Source organism: Xenorhabdus littoralis, from assembly GCF_033949345.1.
Taxonomy (GTDB): Bacteria; Pseudomonadota; Gammaproteobacteria; order Enterobacterales; family Enterobacteriaceae; genus Xenorhabdus; species Xenorhabdus littoralis.
In genome coordinates, this window is record NZ_VCDP01000027.1 from 1 (window position 1) to 19,018 (window position 19,018).

Below are 19,018 nucleotides of genomic sequence, written 5' to 3' on the forward strand. Positions count from 1 at the left end.
ATAGTTTTTTTCAAAAAAATTATCGTTTGCTGCATTACACAGCAAAATGCCTACTTATACCCTTTTATGCACAAATTTATTCACATTTAGATATTTTAGTAAAATTTGTCGAGCATCACGCAAACGTTTTCGTTACAATCTGCGTAGGAAAAATCACCTCATGATTTTTTCAGATTGTTTTGAAATGTTATTGCATAAGCCATTTTTTTCTCTCAATCAGTGGTTTTTCCTCAATAGCACATTCTTGTTTTATGAAATCCAAGGGATCACACCAATGCAACAGCTTCGTCCAATCCGTCATGCCCTGCTGAGTGTTTCTGACAAAGCGGGGGTTGTTGAATTTGCCAAGGCCTTATCCAGTCGTGGTGTCGAACTGCTTTCGACAGGAGGCACCGCTCGCCTGCTGTCCGAAGCTGGGCTAAATGTCACCGAAGTTTCGGACCATACAGGATTCCCTGAAATGATGGATGGACGAGTCAAAACGCTGCATCCCAAAATTCATGGCGGTATTTTGGGTCGTCGTGGACTGGATGATGAAGTGATGGCGCAACATCAAATTACGCCAATAGATATGGTTGTCGTTAATCTTTATCCTTTTGCACAAACCGTCGCAAAACCAGACTGCTCTCTGGAAGATGCCGTCGAGAATATTGATATCGGTGGTCCGACGATGGTTCGCTCAGCCGCCAAAAACCATAAAGATGTCACGATTGTTGTCAACAGTCAGGATTACGACAAGATTATTGAGGAGATGGATAGCCACCAAAACTCGCTGACACACTCCACTCGCTTTGATTTAGCCATCAAGGCATTTGAACATACCGCCGCTTACGACAGCATGATTGCCAATTACTTTGGCAAACTGGTTGCCCCCTATTATGGTGAGACTGACCAACCATCAGGACGCTTTCCTCGCACACTGAATTTGAACTTTATTAAAAAACAGAACATGCGTTATGGTGAGAACAGCCATCAAGATGCTGCTTTCTATATAGAAGAACATATAGAAGAACAAATAGAAGAACAAATTGCTGAGGCTTCGATTGCTACAGCAACGCAGTTACAAGGCAAGGCGCTGTCTTATAACAATATCGCAGATACTGATGCTGCACTGGAATGTGTAAAAGCCTTTTCCGAGCCGGCCTGCGTGATTGTCAAACACGCCAACCCTTGCGGTGTTGCAGTCAGCGCTGATATTCATACCGCTTATGATCAGGCGTTCAAAACCGATCCTACTTCCGCATTCGGTGGCATTATTGCGTTTAACCGTGCTCTGGATGCAGATACCGCCAAGGCCATCATTGAGCGCCAGTTTGTTGAAGTGATAATTGCTCCTTCTATTAATGAAACCGCCCTGCCAATTCTGGCAACCAAGCAAAATGTCCGTGTTCTGGCATGTGGCGAATGGCATTCACCAGTCGCAGGGTTAGATTTCAAACGTGTCAACGGTGGTTTGCTGGTACAGGAACGCGATTTAGGTATGGTGGGCGAAGATGATCTGTGTGTTGTATCCAAACGTCAGCCAACGAAACAAGAGATGCAGGATGCGCTGTTCTGCTGGAAAGTCGCGAAATTTGTCAAATCCAACGCTATTGTTTATGCCAAGGATAATATGACAGTTGGCATTGGTGCAGGGCAAATGAGCCGAGTTTACTCAGCCAAGATAGCAGGCATTAAGGCAGAAGATGAAGGATTAGAGGTTCAGGGTTGTGCCATGGCTTCCGATGCCTTTTTCCCATTCCGTGATGGTATTGATGCCGCTGCCGCAGTGGGTGTGAGCTGCGTAATCCAACCGGGTGGCTCTATTCGTGATGATGAAGTCATTGCTGCTGCCGATGAACATGGCATTGCCATGATTTTCACAGGCATGCGACATTTCCGCCATTAACAACTTCTACCATAAATTTCTGCCTTAATAATAGGAGAGCCAGATGAACATATTGATTATTGGTAGTGGCGGAAGAGAACATGCATTGGCATGGAAAGCGGCACAATCGCCTCTGGTAAGTAAAGTTTATGTCGCACCAGGCAATGCAGGTACTGCATTGGAAACGAATCTGGAAAATGTGGATATTGCCGCGACAGATATTGAAGGGCTGCTTGCGTTTGCCCAACGTCATGATATCGGACTAACCATCGTGGGGCCTGAGGTTCCGCTGGTTATCGGTGTAGTTGATGCTTTTCAGCAGGCAGGATTGACCATTTTTGGTCCGACAAAAGCGGCGGCTCAATTGGAAGGTTCCAAAGCCTTCACCAAAGATTTCCTTGCTCGCCACTATATTCCTACAGCAGACTATCAAAATTTCACCGAGATTGATCCCGCATTAGCCTATTTGGAAAAAATGGGCGTACCAATTGTCATTAAAGCTGATGGTCTGGCTGCGGGTAAAGGTGTCGTCGTCGCGATGACTATAGAAGAAGCACAAAGCGCCATCAAAGATATGCTGGCTGGCAATGCATTTGGTGACGCCGGGCATCGCATTGTCATAGAAGAATTTCTGGATGGAGAAGAAGCCAGCTTTATTGTCATGGTGGATGGTAAAAACGTGATCCCTATGGCGACCAGTCAGGATCATAAACGTGTAGGTGACGGTGATACCGGACCAAATACCGGGGGCATGGGTGCTTATTCACCTGCTCCCGTGGTAACGGATGCAATCCACCAACGCGTCATGGAAAAAATCATTTATCCCACGGTCGAAGGAATGGCTGCCGAAGGTCATACTTACGTTGGTTTTCTCTATGCAGGTTTAATGATCGATAAGCAAGGCGAGCCGAAAGTAATTGAATTTAACTGCCGCTTTGGTGATCCAGAAACTCAACCTATTATGATGCGCCTGCGCTCTGATTTAGTTGAACTCTGTCTTGCTGGGGCAAAAGGTCAGTTAAACGGAAAAACTTCCTTATGGGATCCCCGCCCTGCATTAGGTCTTGTACTGGCAGCAGGAGGCTATCCGGCTAATTATGCTAAAGGGGATGTTATCAGGGGATTAACTCGGGAAACCAATGCCGATGAAAAAGTCTTTCATGCCGGAACAGCTTTTAAAGACAAAGAAGTTGTTACTTCGGGTGGACGTGTTTTATGTGTGACTGCTTTAGGCAACGATATTGCTGACGCACAGAAAAAGGCTTATCTGGGAGCTGAACAAATTAACTGGGAAGGATGTTTTTATCGTAACGACATTGGCTACCGAGCCATTGCCCGTTTGAAATAAATAAATCAATCTATTCCTGTCGTCTTTCAAGTCGCAGCTTGAAATTCATTGGGTATACCGGCGGAAGTAACAAGATTACAGCTTATCTTTCGTCGGTTCCCAACGACAAAAATCATCGTTAGCGACTAACAATAACTGTTTTCCTTCAGGCGAATCCAGCCACGCAATAGTCAATGGCGCAAGGCTGTTATTTTGCCTTTCTTTAAGCCATGTCTGGGCATGAACATCAAAATCGATAATTAATGTTTTCCCTGAACAAGTGGTAACCTGACCATTCCACCAATGCCCCTGAAATAACTTAACCTTTTCTGCAATTAAGGTGTCACTGGTTTCTTCTATAGACTTAGCATCAGACCGCAGACGATCCACCTCATCGTCGGAAAGCAATTCATTATGTTCTTTTAATTTCCGCAGCTTAAAGATGACCGCATTATCTTGATCAATCCGCAATGTTTCCGCGATTGATTCTTTTGCGATTGACGTTTTTTCTGCTGGTAAGCTATCAAGCACATTACGGTGAATCTGCCACAAACTGCCATGACGATACTCGTAGAAAGTAACAGTGGTATTTTTATTAAGATAGGGACTGTAAACACTCATAATAACCTGAGGTTCACCATTTGGGTCATTCAAGCGCCATAAACGGATAACGCCGCCATCGGTTACAAAACCACTGGCGCTGAAAAGTGGCGTTTTAGGCTGAATCGAGCAGGCGCTGAGCAAAGAGATAAACCCTAATGCCAGCAGCCCCTGTAGAATCAACAAAAGGGGCTTTAAACTCCCCTCTTTTGTTTTTTTTCGCAATGCGATTATTTAACTGCGTCTTTCAGTGCTTTACCAGCAGAGAACGCAGGTACATTTGCTGCTGCAATTTTGATTTCTTTACCAGTCTGTGGGTTACGACCAGTGCGCTCTGCACGGTGGTTAACTTTGAAAGTACCAAAGCCTACCAGCTGCACTGCATCACCATTTTTCAGGGATTCAGTGATTGCATTTAAAGTTGACTCCAGAGCAGCTTTAGCCTGGGTTTTGGTCAGGTCTGCGCCTGCTGCAATTGCATCAACTAATTCGGTCTTATTCATAGATTATCCTTACAGTGTGTTTATCGTTTGCAAAGCATCGAGTGCGACGGATATGCCGATTTGACAGCACCCCTGCATACACGCACCGATAGCCACTTCTTTTCGCCCTCCAATGTAGAACAGAGTGAGGGCAAATGTGAAGCCTTTAAATGCGGCAAATCAAGCACTAAGTCACGTTTTATGAGTTATTGCTCCAAATTTATGCCGATATTGCTGACCCTCGCCTCTCGGAGATCAGCCTTTAATCCTTTAATTAACTCGATATCCCGTTCTTCGCAATTTGCCAACAAACGGAAAATCTCCCATTGAATATCCCACTCTTCTTCAATGGCAGGTAATACTTTTAACTCATCCTCGGACATTTCTTTACCAGCTTGTGTCATTTCAAGCATAGCAACAGTACGGATGGATATTTCGCTAACAGCTATTGCATGTTCTAACGTCGAGCCACTCAGACGAGAATGAATGACTTCACCCAATGCAATGCACGCATCAATCGCTGGATACACACCATAGATATCATAATCCTCTGAGGATGGGATAATGTCTTCCAGTTTTTCCAGCTGACTATCAAAATTCACTTTTGCATCTTTGACGACCAATATTTCCCACACAAGATCCAGCATACTGCGATACTGTGCAGGGTCTGCAAACTCGCTCTGGTGACAAAACACCTGATAATTTGGATACATTCGCTCACATAGACTAGCCATAAAAGTTAAATGTTGCCAACTTTCGAGTTTCTCCAACCTCAGGTGAATCGGGTTTCTTAACATTGGTCGTTACTCATGATGCCTAATTTGCGTCGAAGTTTACCTGAAAATCAAGAATATCCACACATTTCCACCTCAATTAAAGATTTTTCTGCATTGTTTGCTTAAAAAACGCTCTATTTGAGGCTATACCATCCGCCCAACGGGTCGGTTCAGGCAGTCTATACCCTTTCATACACTGTTCAACCCAGAATACCGCGCTACTAATATTGACCTTATGACCAATGGAAATATAGAGCGGATTACATCTTTTTTTGCTTCTCAATACGACGCCGATTTGTTCACCGTGATCTATCAATGGCTGACGGCTTCCGGGGATCTCTCCCAGAGAAGCATGTTCACCACACAAACGGCTTTTTGCCACACCAATTGTCGGAACATCTACCAACAGCCCAAAATGGCTGGCAACCCCAAAACGCCGGGGATGGGCAATGCCCTGACCATCCACCATAACCAAATCAGGCCGCAGGCTTAATTTTTGCCAAGCCGCTATCAGTGCAGGGTATTCACGAAATGAGAGTAAACCAGGGATATAAGGAAGTACCGTATCAATTCTGGCGATTTGATATTCCACCAATTCAAGGGTGGGATAACGCAAAATAGCAATAGCGGCACGAGTCACCGTCCCGCTGTTTTCAAATCCAACATCAGCACCCGCAATAAACTCTGGCGTAAAAGACGTAGAAAAAGCATCATGGCGGATAACCTGCCCTGCTTTCTCTATCTGTTCCTGACGTAGTGCTTTTGTATCAATCATAAAATCATTGATGGTATTTCGCTGAAAGTCTATGGACTGCTTCGACAAATGCGCCGGCATGTTCTGGCGGAACATCTTGATGGATACCATGCCCAAGATTGAAGACATGCCCACTACCCGCCCCAAAATCCTGCAAAATCGTCGAAACTTCTTGTTCAATTCGCGCAGGCTGTGCATATAACATGGAAGGGTCCATATTGCCCTGCAAAGCAACCCTATCGCCAACACGGCGACGAGCATCAGCAATATTGGTTGTCCAATCCAAACCCAGCGCATCACATCCTGTTGCCGCCATCGCTTCAAGCCATTGCCCGCCGCCTTTGGTAAACAAGGTGACAGGAACGCGACGGCCTTCGTGTTCACGGATCAATCCATCCACAATTTTATGCATATATTGCAAAGAGAATTCCAGATAATCACGATGGGACAACACACCACCCCAAGTATCGAAAATCATGACAGATTGAGCGCCCGCTTTTATTTGCGCGTTCAAATACAGAATAACGCTGTTTGCCAATTTATCCAGCAATAGATGCAATGTGGCAGGCTCTGCATACATCATGGCCTTAATTTTGGTGAAAGCTTTGCTGCTTCCCCCTTCAACCATATACGTTGCCAGTGTCCACGGACTGCCAGAAAAACCTATCAAAGGAACCTGACCTGCCAGCGCCTTGCGGATGGCACGCACTGCATCCATGACATATCCCAGCTCCTGTTCTGGATCAGGCACAGGCAATTTTTCCACATCGGCATGATTCATAATCGGCGAGTGGAAACGTGGCCCCTCACCCGCTTCAAAATAAAGCCCCAATCCCATTGCATCGGGAACAGTCAGAATATCGGAAAACAGGATGGCGGCATCCAAGGGGAAACGGCGCAAAGGCTGGAGCGTGACTTCACAGGCCAGCTCAGTGTTTTTGCACAACGAGATGAAATCTCCCGCCTCCTGACGTGTAGCTTTATATTCAGGTAAATATCGACCGGCCTGGCGCATCATCCATACAGGAGTGATATCAACAGGCTGGCGTAATAAGGCACGCAGATAGCGATCGTTTTTCAACTCATTCATGGCAAGCTCCCTTGATTATCGACAAAAAACGCGCGCATGATAACACGTCGAAAGCCGAACTTCCGTCTTGACCTCCAATAAATAAACGTTCAAGCACCAATCCCCATAACGAACAACGCCAGATGAAAAAATTTATGGGCATAGTCACAAAACCCGGAACAAGGACTATGCACATTGGCGCATCGCTTTCATTATGTTGCATAAATGTTATTCAAGTGTTGCGTTAAGGCGATGCGTTTCTCACGACGATATGAAAACGCTTATGACGTTATTTTCATTGATAAATAACCTATTAGACCCTACATGGAGGAGTTTCGACTGATGCGTTTATCCACCTTAGTACTGGCTATTGGCTTGGCATTAGGCACTCAGGCGCAGGCCGAAGAAAATAAACCGAGATCTGATCACATGAACGTATCAAGTGATCAGGTAAAGGAGCTGAATGTGACCAATGAAGTTAATCAACAGCAATATAAGAACAAAAACCCTTTCTTCTATCCGAATGAACTGCCGTTTCAGGCTCCTCCGTTCGATAAGATAAAAGAAGCAGACTATGCGCCCGCAATTGCTGCCGGTATTAAACAAAAACTGGAGGAGGTAGAGAAGATCGCCAACAATCCCGCCACTCCTGATTTTGAAAATACATTTATTGCGCTGGAGAAATCGGGCGCAATGTTAACACGGGTGATGAACGTATTTGGGGCGATGACATCGGCTAACACCACTGACAAGCTGCAAAAACTGGATGAGGAAATTTCACCGAAGCTGGCGGCGATGAAGGATGAGATTATGTTGAATAGTCAACTGTTCAACCGCATCAAAACCATTTATCAGCAGCGCGAGACGTTGAAGCTGGACCCGGAATCACGTCGATTGGTGGAAGTGACTTATCAACGCTTCGAGTTAGCGGGAGCCAACTTGCCTGATCCGGATAAAGCAAAGTTAAAGGCTTTGAATCAGGAAGCAGCAACACTTAATACTCAGTTTACCAACAAACTACTGGCAGCAACCAAAAATGGCGCACTGGCGATTCAAGATAAGGTCAGACTGGACGGATTGTCCGATGGTGAAATAGCTGCGGCAGCACAGGCTGCTAGTGAGCGCAAACTAGACACACAATGGCTGCTGGTATTACAAAACACCACCCAGCAGCCGAGCCTGCAAGACCTGAAAGATCGCGATACGCGTAAGGCGTTATTTGAAGCATCGTGGACCCGGGCCGAAAAAGGTGATGATAATGACACGCGTCAAACCTTGGCCCGATTAGCGAAAATCCGTGCTGAGCAAGCTAAGCTAATGGGTTTCCCGGATTATGCATCGTGGAAACTGCAAAATCAGATGGCAAAAACGCCTGAAGCCGCGTTGAAATTTTTGCGTAATATTGTACCCGCAGCAACGGCACGCGCTGAGCGCGAGGCCAAAGACATTCAGGCGGTGATTGATCAACAAAAAGGGGGTTTTAAGCTGGAGGCCTGGGATTGGCCGTTTTATGCCGAGCAGGTACGCAAAGCAAAATATGATTTGGATGAATCACAGATTAAGCCATATTTCGAGCTGGATAACGTCCTGAACAATGGCGTGTTCTATGCCGCCAATCTGCTGTATGGCATTACCTTTAAAGAGCGCAAAGACATCCCGGTTTATCAACCCGACGTCCGCGTGTATGAAGTTTTCGATAAAGACGGGAAGCCGTTGGCGTTGTTTTATACCGATTACTTTACGCGCGACAACAAAAGTGGTGGTGCCTGGATGAGTAATTTTGTCGGACAATCAAAACTCTTCGGAACCAGACCGGTAATTTACAACGTCACCAACTTCACCAAGCCTGCATCGGGCCAACCGGCACTCTTGTCATATGATGACGTGATCACGCTGTTCCATGAATTTGGGCATGCCTTGCACGGCATGTTTGCCGAACAAGAATATCCGAGCCTGTCCGGTACCAATACTGCCCGTGATTTTGTGGAATTTCCTTCACAATTTAATGAGTATTTGGCGCGAGATCCAAAGGTGTTTGCCCATTACGCCAAACATTATCAAAGTGGTGAAGCAATGCCACAAGCGTTGGTGGATAAGATCAATAAAGCTGACAAATTCAACAAAGGCTATCTCATGACCGAGCTGCTGTCAGCCGCATTATTGGATATGCACTGGCATATGCTGACCGCGGATCAACCACAGCAGGACGTAGATAAGTTTGAGGCCAACTCTCTGAAACAAGACAACATCGACCTCAGTTACGTGCCGCCACGCTATCGTTCCAGCTACTTCAAACACATTTGGGGCGGCGGTTATGCTTCCGGTTATTATGCTTATCTGTGGACGGAAATGCTGGCAGACGATGCTTTTGCCTGGTTTACCGAACACGGAGGCCTGACGGCAGAGAATGGCCAACGTTTCCGCGATAAGGTGTTATCACGTGGTAATAGTGAAGAATTGGAAAAGCTGTACATTAACTGGCGCGGTAAACCGCCGAGTATTGAATCTATGCTGAAAAACCGGGGCCTGAAGGAACAAAAACAATAAGGTCATAAGCCCTCGCCCAATCCGGGCGGGGGAACATGTTTTTAAAAGCATTCAACAACTCATTGATCAATTAACATGATTGCTGACGACATAACGCAACCGTATCTTCAATTAAACGGCGAGCAATTGTATCAGAGGAAGGGATCAGAGGAAGGTTGTTATAGTGATACCAATCTGCACTGACAAGTTCAACCGGATCAACGATGATTTCACCACTGTCATAATCGGCCAGAAAACCCACCATCATTGAATTCGGGAAAGGCCACGGTTGAGAAGCGACATAACGCAGGTTACGGATCTTAATTCCGCTCTCTTCCATCACTTCACGATGTACCGCTTCCTCGAGTGTTTCACCCACTTCAACAAATCCGGCAAGGACTGTATGGATACGACTACGGTGGCGTTGGTGCTGTGCCAGCAAAATATGGTCATCTCGGCGGATGCCAACAATAATGCTGGGCGCGATTTGTGGATAGTAACGTTCCTTACAGTGGTTGCACAGACAAGCCCATTCGTGCTGACTATGCTGCATCTCATGACCGCAATAGCCACAATAGTGGTGCGAACGATAAAATTCAGCCAACTGGACACCGCGTCCTACTAATTGAAACAATTTGGTATCCCGATCAGCAATTAAGCGGGGAGAAGACATATCTGACGTCATTTTCTGGCGAACCAACCAAACTGTTTCACCCTGCCATTCACCGATAGGCTGCGCCATATGGCCTTGCAATGACCACTGATGAGCAGTACCTGACGGTAACTCTTCCTGTGGCAGCCAAACCCGACTTTCAAGACTGACAATCCACCAGCCTCGTTCTATACCGGTCAGTTGTTTTTGCATCATCATCTGTTCCATCATGAGTTATACCATCGTCTTAATGACGCCTTGTTCAAATTCAGCATACTCTTTTCATTATCTCCCGTCAGCGATCTGTTACATTAGCCAATCTCATGCATATTCATTGAAAGAACAGCCACTATTCCACAACAAATTGCCGTATTTGATTTAGATGCTACTTAGCGCTTAATGGAGGAACTCAAAAAAAAGGGATATCTGGGATAACGCCTGAGGATGAGAACTGCTTTAGGTCTGTCTTTCAAACCGAAGTATTTATTAACGCATGGGTTAGAATATTAAGCAAGTTATAAGGCGTCTGTTGTTGCTGCAAGACCTGATAAAGCAGAGTTCCTGATATTATCCACTTATTTTTTTGGTGAATACCAAAAGGATTTTCAGTGATTCACTCCTATGTGTAAATAAGCATTCAGAATGTTAGATCACTGCCTTACTCCTAGCGCTGCGAGGAGTAAGGCGTCTTCATGAACTGAGTGTACTATTATTATGAAATTTTACTTAGGGCGAAATTTCGCATGAAAAATCATTTCTAATGGCTGACATAAGATCTGCATGTATTTTATTTATCCAAGTCTTACCTTGAGCATTCATGGTAAAAAGTACCGGAGAACTGTTTTCAACAAGCATTTGCATTTTGTTATAAATTGGGTATTCACTTCCTAATTTAGCGAAAATTGATTTTCGAACGGGCATGAGATATTGGGGATTTGATTCGGGGCCTTGCAACGAATCTGAAACAGGCCGTGAGGCTGAAACCATATAATCTTTTGATGCCATCACATTCGCGAGTTCTTTAATCCTTGAGAGTTCTTTATCAGTTCTATTTTGTTTCGGGTAAACCCCAATAATATCAGCGTAAAAGAGAGTGTTTCTTTCGGTATTATCTGAGAATGGCATGACTTTGAAAGCAATATTATCCAGAGTTGCATGACTCAATACGGCCAGTGATTCGGTGAAACCGACAAATGCCCGACCATGACCTTTTTCAAACCATTTGCCATGCTGGTAACTAGCCGTTTTCTTAGTCGAATTCTCATAGCTAGACATTTCCATAATGGATCTTAAATTTGTAATTGCTTCAGAATGTAACTCAACAGGGCTGAATGGCAAGTTCATCGGCATCTGATTATAGAGACTATAAACTGCCTGTAAGTACAAACCCGCATTTGTCGTTGAACTCCTCATACTTATCATTAACCCTGTTCTATCGGATGGAATTTGGCCTGTATATTGGCAGGACTTTAAAGCTGTTTTTAGTTGGGTTAATGTTTGAGCCATATGAACTTCAGTATCATTAGCGTTATAGAATAATATATGAGCACATCCTAATTGAGGAATTCCCCAATAAGATTCCGCATCTGCTACTTTGATTCCATTTACGGCATAGTCAAAAAAATCATCAAAATCATCAATATCCGATTTTCCGAGAGGCAACAGCCAACCATTGCTGGCGAAATAATTGGTGTAAATTGCATCAAAGATATAAATGTCTAATTGATTTGATGGGGTTGTGCTGTAACCTCCATCCCAAACTTTATCAGAGACAAAAATGAGATTGTCATCTGGGTATTTTTGTTTCCAAATTTTAGTCAGTTCAGTCTGAAACTGCTCTACACGTGGCACCCAAGGGTATAAGCCAACATGAATATCTTGAGCAAATACTGATCCAATCATCAAAAGAGAAGCAAACCAAGATACAATGAGATACTTAATTTTTCTGGATTTTAAAATATTCATATTTGTTTCCTTACAATTGAAGGTCATTAATCTTTTATGTAATTCAATTTTGTTTTTATAAGATTCACTAAAAATGGCCAGCTTGCTGATAGAACGACTAAAACCATTCCCCAAAAATGATAGTTACTGAATGGCTCTGACAGAATGATAACTGCCATTACAGCAGTTGCTACCGGACCAAATGCACCCATTACGGCAACCTGATTAGTTCCAATATAGTCAATGGCTTTACCCAGGATAAAAGAAGGGGCGACAGTACAAGCTAAGGCGAGCGTCAAGGAAAGCAATAATACCTGTGGAGTTAATTTTATGTTTTTCCATTCTCCTTCTGCTAAAAAATGGATAAATACACAAATACTTGCAGCTCCCATTGCAATGCTAGTGAACATAGTACTTGGCATATGGGACATAAGCTGTTTACTGAAGATCATATAACAAGCAAAAGCCAATGCACTTCCTATGGCGTAAACTGATCCGAATAAGACACTGGAAGTCTCTCCTAAATTGAGTTCATACGATAAAAGTAAAATTATCCCGCTATAGCTTAAAGAAAGTGTTAACCACATGTCTTTTTTGAACGTTTCCTTAAACAAAAGCCAGTTTATAAAACAAATAAATATCGGATAAGTGAACGAAACTAAACCGGAAAGTTGTGCACTGATATAATTCAGACTTTTCAGATCGAAAAAGCTCGATAAATAGTAACCAATGACACCAATCAAACAGCATAAATACCAGTTAGATTTAATAGAATGTGTCTGTTCGGAAGTGAGTTTTGTATAAATCCTTATTCCAATAAAGGCGTAAATTGGCAATATAAAGAATATCCTGAGAGCCATAACACTGATACTATCAATACCATTCTGGTACATGATTTTTACAATAATGCCTTTAAGAGCATATAGGCACGTTGCCATCACTGCTAGCAATAGCCCGAAGACATATCGGTTGGCTTTCAATTTACTTAAACTCACTAATGCCATTTTAAAATTACCTTCGAAACTAGTTATGTGGAATTCCTTATCCGTATTTTAATCACAAGCCAGGAATTCCATTAGTCAGATATTAGTATCTAGCCTTTAGTTGCTTTGAACATTACGAAAGGCGGGTAATTTTGTGGATCATCAGTCTCCTTAGAAATATCAGTATGGTAGTATTCAAAAAGCTCAATACTTTTGAATCCTGCTTCATTCAATATCGTGTAATAGGTATCTTTATGCCAATACGTATCTGAAATCTCAAAAATACTTCCATCTGGCATGTCTAAATAAACAGACTTGGTTTCTCCATCACTATATTTCTTATTTGAATCCCCGCTCATAAAAGAACTAAATTTAACGCCTGATGAATCTGGATTGGTATCTAATATATAAAAAACACCATTATTTTTTAGTGTCCTATAAATTTCTTTGGCAATTTTTAAAAGTTCAGATTTTTCACTGTTATTGATGAACACATAACAGCATATAGCTGCATCGAAAATACTATCATTGAAATTAAGAGTCCCACTTCTAATTTGATGATAAGAACTATTACCACGATTGACGTTACTGGAAGCCTTATCCACCATGGTTTGTGATATATCAACGCCCGTGACTGTTTTTATACCGTTAGCAACTAATCGGCGTGATACTTTCCCACCACCACAACCATAATCAAGAACTGATATATCTTGTCCTAAGCTCTCTTTAATGTTTTCAATTAATGGTGTGTATCCAAGTTGTTCCTCTAAGTAATCATCATATTGATCAAATAAATTTGAAACTTCGTCTTTCATCCAGTCAGTATTCATTTATCATTTCTCATTCATATTTATGTGTAGTAATAACTAAAAAGGATCAAGCGTACCTATTTTAGTTTGTTCAATAAAAAGGATCTGTGAAATGGGTGAATGCGTTGAATTAGCATATCAGGCACGCTTTCTCCATTTTGGAAATAAGCATTCACTTTAAAGAGACGGAGAATTTCTATCCAGTACTCATCTAATGGAAGCTGATTTATATCATCCAAAGACAATTCAGAGTGACAAATTTTATTCTCATACTCTAATACTTTGGATATCACTGAAAAATTTGATTTAGGCATAACAGGGGGAGAATGTGTTGTCTCAAATGTTTCAAATGGGTTATCCAATATGGATTGGACTTTCTCTTGATTGTGCTGATATATGTGAATTGAGCCTACATTATGGGTATATTGACCTACTTCACAATCTAGCATTGATGCAATGAACTCTTGAATGAACGTGAATGAAAAGATATCTCCTAACATTCCTACATATGCATCGTTGGCCCTCATATAGGCAACCATGTGTAATTTTCCTGCACGGAAGAGCAATTGCAGTCCTAAGGTGCATGAGACATCTATATTGGTTTTATAAATATCTTCGTCCGCGCTGAATATTTGGAGGAAGACTCTTTTGCTATCAGCATCATCATTTTTGATAATATCAACAGCTCTGGAAATTTGATTCAGGTCACTGGATCCAAAATGCAATAATTTATTACCATAGCCGGTACCGGGCAGAGTTTTCCCATCAGCAGAATATTTAGCCATAGAGGGGGCATAACGGGATATAAAATCAAGATCATTCTTTCCTGAGAGATACCATAACGCTTCTGCATAGTTGAAAATAATGTTTTGCTTTCTCATAGGGTGAAAGCAATATCTTGATAATGGATTAGTCAATTTACAACTGAAACCAATAACTTCACGTTCAGAATACCCACGTGGGCTATTTTCAAATTCATAGTTATTACTGACCAGATCCAGTGTCGCGATATACAATTCATCAAAGGTATCAAATAGGTTCATAAATACCCTCGAATTCATCAATTAACGCTTCTATTTGAGGGATATCGACACCAGCTTCCTTATTGTAGCGTAATGTTTTAACTGAAGTAATCTCACCCAATCCTTGAACTAAAAAGGCGTATTCTTCGTTTTCTTCAAGCAAAAGTACCACGGGTTTTTTCATGGCTGATGCCCAACCCATTTCAATATGTGTGCCTGGTGAAGCAGGGATGCCAGGAAAGGCCACGAAATAGTCACACTGACTGATTTCTTCATAATCAATCAGTGTACATTGGACAGGTGTCATAAACTCACGCCCCCATTTTTCGCGTTTATGGGCACAGTGCACAGACCATCCTCTTTCTTCAAAATATTCAATAATGCTTTGTAATTGCTTGATATTTTTGTGTGACATTATATGAGTGTCAGGATCTACTAATGATTTAAATGGCCCTGCCAGAAACATCTTTTTCATTATATAAAACCCCTTATTCAAAAGTTAATTGCTCTGTGTTTTTATTAAGGCTTCAGCTTGCCGAGCTACAGTTGCAACATGATCAATCAGAGTTTCTGATTGGTTATAAATATCTGTGAAGCTCATCCATCGGCATTCCAGCGCATCGTCTCCGGCAACAGGTATTCCCGACAAATAACGGCAGAGAAGTGGTACTAAGATGAAATGATGGTGGACACCGTCACTGTCAAATTCATTGACTTCGACGACAGGAAGAGTTGTTTCTATCGTAGCGGCTAATTGTGTTTCTTCTTTGAGCTCCCGTAAAACACCATCGTTTAGGCTTTCACCGGGTAGTACAGAGCCACCGGGAAAACCCCAGCCAAACCTCTGAGGCTGTTTTTTCCTTTTAACTAATAAAAGCCGATCGTCATGATACACAATGGCTAACGTAGCAACTTTGGGCTCAGATAGCATTTTTTGGCCTTCATTTGCTTTCATAATTAAACCCACCTTTATCACTGATATGATTAAACTTAAGCTTTTATCCTTAATTTGCTATCGACACTTGCCATCGCGATGAGTGCGATATCTCCATCCCAATAATTGCGAAGATTTTTTGCTGCATTCCATGCACGTAAACCGGATCTACATGCAAAAACAGTTCTTTTCCCTGAGGTTGGAATGAAGCTCCCATCACAGAACATATCAACTGACATCCTTAGCGCATCAGGGTGAACAGGGTTGAGCGCTTCATCTTTACCCCGAAGATCTATTACCAAATCTTTGGAATTGATTGATGATGTGGATATAAAACGAAATGGGATAGATTTTGGTTCTTCCGCATTATCAAAGCGAAAACTTGAAAATGAGTACTTATCTAAATCGATGGATACCATTTGCCCTAAAGGTGACGGAAATAAATTCAGCAAAACCCCGATGGTCATTTGAGCCTGCAAAACGCCTATCATTGCGACTACAGGGCCCAAGATACCTGCAGTCGCACAAGTCGCCATATTATTGGGAATATCAGGAAAAACAGCTCTGAGAGAAGGCGCAGAAGCACAAAACCCGCCCACATAACCGTTAAGGCCAAGTGCAGATGCAGAGATAAGCGGTTTTCCTAGCTGTAAGCAGGCATCTGACAGCATGTAACTCGCTGCATAGCTATCAGCACAATCTAAAACAATATCGGCATGACTCACTAACAGATGAGCATTGTCTGGATTCAATGTCGTAGCATGTGGAATGACCTGAATATCAGCATTAAGTTCTGCTAGTCCTTTTTTTGCAGCGTCAACTTTTGCCAGGCCTACCAAACTCTCGTTGTACAGAGGTTGTCGATGTAAGTTGGTCAGTTCCACAATATCGGGATCAACGATAACTAAGGTACCAACGCCAGCACCGCACAAATATTGAAGTACCGGCGAGCCAAGACCACCGGCACCAACAACTAAGACCTTAGCGTTAGAAAGCTTTGCTTGCCCGCTTTTTCCCACTTGTGGCAGTACTTGTTGCCTCTCATAACGATTCAATACATTGCCCTCTTGTTATCGTGAGCCACTCTTTCACCCGGTTGACTGGATCAGTATTCAATGTGATATCAGTCTGATGCCCGCACTATCAACAATAGGGTAAAATGGATCTATCTTCATGCTAAATAGGCCTTACCGAATACCGGTGTAGAAGGTTCCGCCATATATCTCTTTTCAATAGGCTTAGCCAAATAACAAAGTCGGCCAGCATCAACTGCATTAGCAAAAGCCTGAGCCATCATGACAGGGTTACCAGCACGCGCTACAGCTGTATTCAGCAACACCATGTCATAACCCAGCTCTATGGCCGCCGCCGCATGAGAAGGCAAGCCTATTCCCGCATCAATCACTAGAGGAATATCAGGGAAATGCGCGCGGAGAGTTCTCAGGCCGTAGATATTATTTAACCCTCGGCCAGAACCGATAGGTGCACCCCAAGGCATCAGGATTTTACAGCCCACTTGTAACAATTTTTCTGCAACAGAGAGATCTTCTGTGCAATAGGGAAAGACTTTAAAACCATCAGCACACAAGATCTTTGCTGCTTCAGCAAGAGCGTAGACATCAGGTTGCAACGTATCGTCGTTAGCAATAACTTCTAATTTGATCCAATCTGTACCAAAAATTTCTCTTGCCATGTGTGCAGTCGTTACTGCTTCCTTTACAGTATGGCAGCCGGCTGTGTTGGGAAGCACCAGGACATTTAATTCTTTAATTAATGACCAAAAGCTTTGCCCAGCCTTATTTTTGCCAGACTCTCTACGAAGGGATGCAGTGACAATTTCTACTTTAGAGGCTTTAACCGATTCTGATAAAATTTCCAATGATGGATATTGAGATGTTCCGAGCATCAGACGGCTATGAAGTTTTGTATCGTATATTTTTAGCACATTAGCCTCCTTGCATTGGCGCTAAAACTTCAATCTTATCTGAATTTTTTATTTTAAATTCATCGCGCTTTTCCGTACTTACAAAATTGCCGTTTACAGCGGTTACCAAAACCATATTGTCATACCCAAGTTCTGTAAGAATTTGCCCTAACCTGGAACCCGAAACAGAGAATTCTAAGCCATTAACCAGAATATTCATCAATTGACTCCGGAATATTAGATCCTTCAAAAACAACTTTTGCAGCCATTTGCGCCATTGAAGGAGACAATAAAAATCCATGACGATAGAGACCATTCACGCAAAGAATTTGATCTTTCCAAGAAACACGGGGGAGACTATCTGGGAATGTGGGTCTCGCATCGACGCCTATTTCTACAATTTCGGCTTCACTAAAACCGGGATGAAGGGCAAATGTTGATCCAAGTAGTTCGAACATAGAACGCGCTGAAATTCGTTCACGTTCCTCATTTTCAATCATGGTGGCCCCAACCATGTAAAGGCCATTACCGCGCGGAACCAAGTACAATGGTATTCTTGGATGTAGTAATCGAATGGATCTATTGATTTTTATGTCATTACTGTGAATCAAGAGCATCTCACCTTTGACTCCACGTAATGTTTTTAATGTATCGCGCGCTTCCAAACCCCGACAATCAACAACTAAATCAGTGCATTTCACATTATTGATGTTGACTTCACTGTTGAATACAAATTCGACGCCGAGCGCCTCTAACTTTTTAGATAATTGTGTGATTGCTTTACGAGGGTTCAGGAATGCTTCATTTTTAAAAAAGAGTCCCTTATGAAAATGGTCAGCAAGATCTGGCTCAAGTGCTGCAATTTGTTCTGAATTAACGTGTTCGTAATTTTCAGTTTTATTGGCAAAAGTCTTCAGCTCGGCAACATCACGCCCCAAAGCAAGCACAAGAGTACCTGATAAGATAAGTGTATCAGTATGATTTGCCCACCAATCGATAGCATGTTGTCCTAATTTAACGACTGAAGGCGCAGCACTTTCACCTTCACACCATGGAGCCAACATACCGCCAGCCCACCAAGAACATGCTTTATCGCCTATCGTTGATCCGCGTTCAAGAATTCGAACATTTGCGCCTCTTGCCATGAACTCTGCCGCACAAGTCAGACCTGCAACACCAGCCCCTATGATTGTAATATGCATAGTTTCCCATTCCATTTATTAAAGAAAATGATGAACTGGGCCATGACCGAAGCCTATGTTCAAGTTGTCAGATTCTAAGATGGCCTGATGTAAGTAATCTTTTACCTTAGTTACCGCTTCAACTAGGTTGCTTCTAATTGTGTTGCC

Annotated in this window: 19 protein-coding genes; 3 read left to right on the plus strand and 16 right to left on the minus strand. The window is 42.8% G+C overall.

Annotated elements, in window-relative coordinates:
- Positions 1-274: 274 nt before the first annotated feature.
- Together purH and purD are read left to right on the plus strand one after the other, a co-directional pair.
- Complete coding sequence (gene purH / locus FE394_RS08470) at positions 275-1,888, plus strand: bifunctional phosphoribosylaminoimidazolecarboxamide formyltransferase/IMP cyclohydrolase (RefSeq protein WP_319926003.1); 1,614 nt, start codon at positions 275-277, stop codon at positions 1,886-1,888.
- A gap of 43 nt (positions 1,889-1,931) precedes the next feature.
- Positions 1,932-3,215 carry a phosphoribosylamine--glycine ligase gene (gene purD, locus FE394_RS08475; RefSeq protein ID WP_319925960.1) on the plus strand — a complete coding sequence of 428 codons (1,284 nt, stop codon included), beginning with the start codon at positions 1,932-1,934 and terminating at the stop codon, positions 3,213-3,215.
- A 75-nt stretch (positions 3,216-3,290) separates the two neighbouring features.
- On the opposite strand, the gene FE394_RS08480 is transcribed toward purD, so the two are convergent.
- From FE394_RS08480 to hemE, 5 genes are all read right to left on the minus strand, one after another.
- Complete coding sequence (locus tag FE394_RS08480) at positions 3,291-3,974, minus strand: DUF1481 domain-containing protein (protein ID WP_319926004.1); 684 nt, start codon at positions 3,972-3,974, stop codon at positions 3,291-3,293.
- Positions 3,975-4,024: 50 nt separating this feature from the next.
- Positions 4,025-4,297, minus strand: coding sequence for a nucleoid-associated protein HU-alpha (gene hupA / locus FE394_RS08485; protein ID WP_010848914.1), 273 nt, complete (start codon positions 4,295-4,297; stop codon positions 4,025-4,027).
- A gap of 185 nt (positions 4,298-4,482) precedes the next feature.
- Positions 4,483-5,073 carry a YjaG family protein gene (locus FE394_RS08490; RefSeq protein ID WP_319925961.1) on the minus strand — a complete coding sequence of 197 codons (591 nt, stop codon included), beginning with the start codon at positions 5,071-5,073 and terminating at the stop codon, positions 4,483-4,485.
- Positions 5,074-5,149: 76 nt separating this feature from the next.
- Positions 5,150-5,827 carry a deoxyribonuclease V gene (gene nfi, locus FE394_RS08495; protein WP_319925962.1) on the minus strand — a complete coding sequence of 226 codons (678 nt, stop codon included), beginning with the start codon at positions 5,825-5,827 and terminating at the stop codon, positions 5,150-5,152.
- Between the two features lie 4 nt (positions 5,828-5,831).
- On the minus strand, positions 5,832-6,896 hold the full coding sequence (gene hemE, locus FE394_RS08500) for a uroporphyrinogen decarboxylase (protein ID WP_319925963.1): 1,065 nt from the start codon (positions 6,894-6,896) through the stop codon (positions 5,832-5,834).
- A gap of 321 nt (positions 6,897-7,217) precedes the next feature.
- On the opposite strand from hemE, the gene dcp reads away from it, so the two are divergent.
- The gene (gene dcp, locus FE394_RS08505; RefSeq protein WP_319925964.1) at positions 7,218-9,422 is read left to right on the plus strand and encodes a peptidyl-dipeptidase Dcp; all 2,205 of its coding nucleotides are present in this window, start codon (positions 7,218-7,220) and stop codon (positions 9,420-9,422) included.
- A 70-nt stretch (positions 9,423-9,492) separates the two neighbouring features.
- Here the strand turns inward: dcp and nudC are convergent, their stop codons facing one another.
- From nudC to FE394_RS08560, 11 genes are all read right to left on the minus strand, one after another.
- The gene (gene nudC / locus FE394_RS08510) at positions 9,493-10,269 is read right to left on the minus strand and encodes an NAD(+) diphosphatase (protein ID WP_319926005.1); all 777 of its coding nucleotides are present in this window, start codon (positions 10,267-10,269) and stop codon (positions 9,493-9,495) included.
- Between the two features lie 510 nt (positions 10,270-10,779).
- Entirely contained in the window at positions 10,780-12,018 is a 1,239-nt protein-coding gene (bcmE, locus tag FE394_RS08515; RefSeq protein ID WP_319925965.1) for a thiamine pyridinylase, read from the minus strand.
- 26 nt (positions 12,019-12,044) lie between these two features.
- Positions 12,045-13,001 carry a DMT family transporter gene (locus FE394_RS08520; RefSeq protein ID WP_319925966.1) on the minus strand — a complete coding sequence of 319 codons (957 nt, stop codon included), beginning with the start codon at positions 12,999-13,001 and terminating at the stop codon, positions 12,045-12,047.
- 89 nt (positions 13,002-13,090) lie between these two features.
- Entirely contained in the window at positions 13,091-13,810 is a 720-nt protein-coding gene (locus FE394_RS08525) for a class I SAM-dependent methyltransferase (RefSeq protein WP_319925967.1), read from the minus strand.
- A gap of 56 nt (positions 13,811-13,866) precedes the next feature.
- Positions 13,867-14,832, minus strand: a complete 966-nt coding sequence (locus tag FE394_RS08530; protein WP_319925968.1) for a thymidylate synthase — start codon at positions 14,830-14,832, stop codon at positions 13,867-13,869.
- A complete protein-coding gene (locus FE394_RS08535; RefSeq protein ID WP_319925969.1) occupies positions 14,819-15,286 on the minus strand; it encodes a nucleoside 2-deoxyribosyltransferase in 468 nt (155 codons plus the stop codon). The genes FE394_RS08530 and FE394_RS08535 overlap by 14 nt, the downstream gene beginning before the upstream one ends.
- A 24-nt stretch (positions 15,287-15,310) precedes the next feature.
- Positions 15,311-15,742, minus strand: a complete 432-nt coding sequence (locus FE394_RS08540; protein ID WP_319925970.1) for an NUDIX hydrolase — start codon at positions 15,740-15,742, stop codon at positions 15,311-15,313.
- 59 nt (positions 15,743-15,801) lie between these two features.
- Positions 15,802-16,800, minus strand: coding sequence for a HesA/MoeB/ThiF family protein (locus FE394_RS08545; protein WP_319925971.1), 999 nt, complete (start codon positions 16,798-16,800; stop codon positions 15,802-15,804).
- 116 nt (positions 16,801-16,916) lie between these two features.
- On the minus strand, positions 16,917-17,690 hold the full coding sequence (locus FE394_RS08550; RefSeq protein ID WP_419836319.1) for a thiazole synthase: 774 nt from the start codon (positions 17,688-17,690) through the stop codon (positions 16,917-16,919).
- A 1-nt stretch (position 17,691) separates the two neighbouring features.
- Positions 17,692-17,889 carry a sulfur carrier protein ThiS gene (gene thiS, locus FE394_RS08555; protein WP_319925972.1) on the minus strand — a complete coding sequence of 66 codons (198 nt, stop codon included), beginning with the start codon at positions 17,887-17,889 and terminating at the stop codon, positions 17,692-17,694.
- Positions 17,873-18,871 carry an FAD-dependent oxidoreductase gene (locus FE394_RS08560; protein ID WP_319925973.1) on the minus strand — a complete coding sequence of 333 codons (999 nt, stop codon included), beginning with the start codon at positions 18,869-18,871 and terminating at the stop codon, positions 17,873-17,875. Before FE394_RS08560 ends, thiS begins: the two co-directional genes overlap by 17 nt.
- Positions 18,872-19,018: the final 147 nt, after the last annotated feature.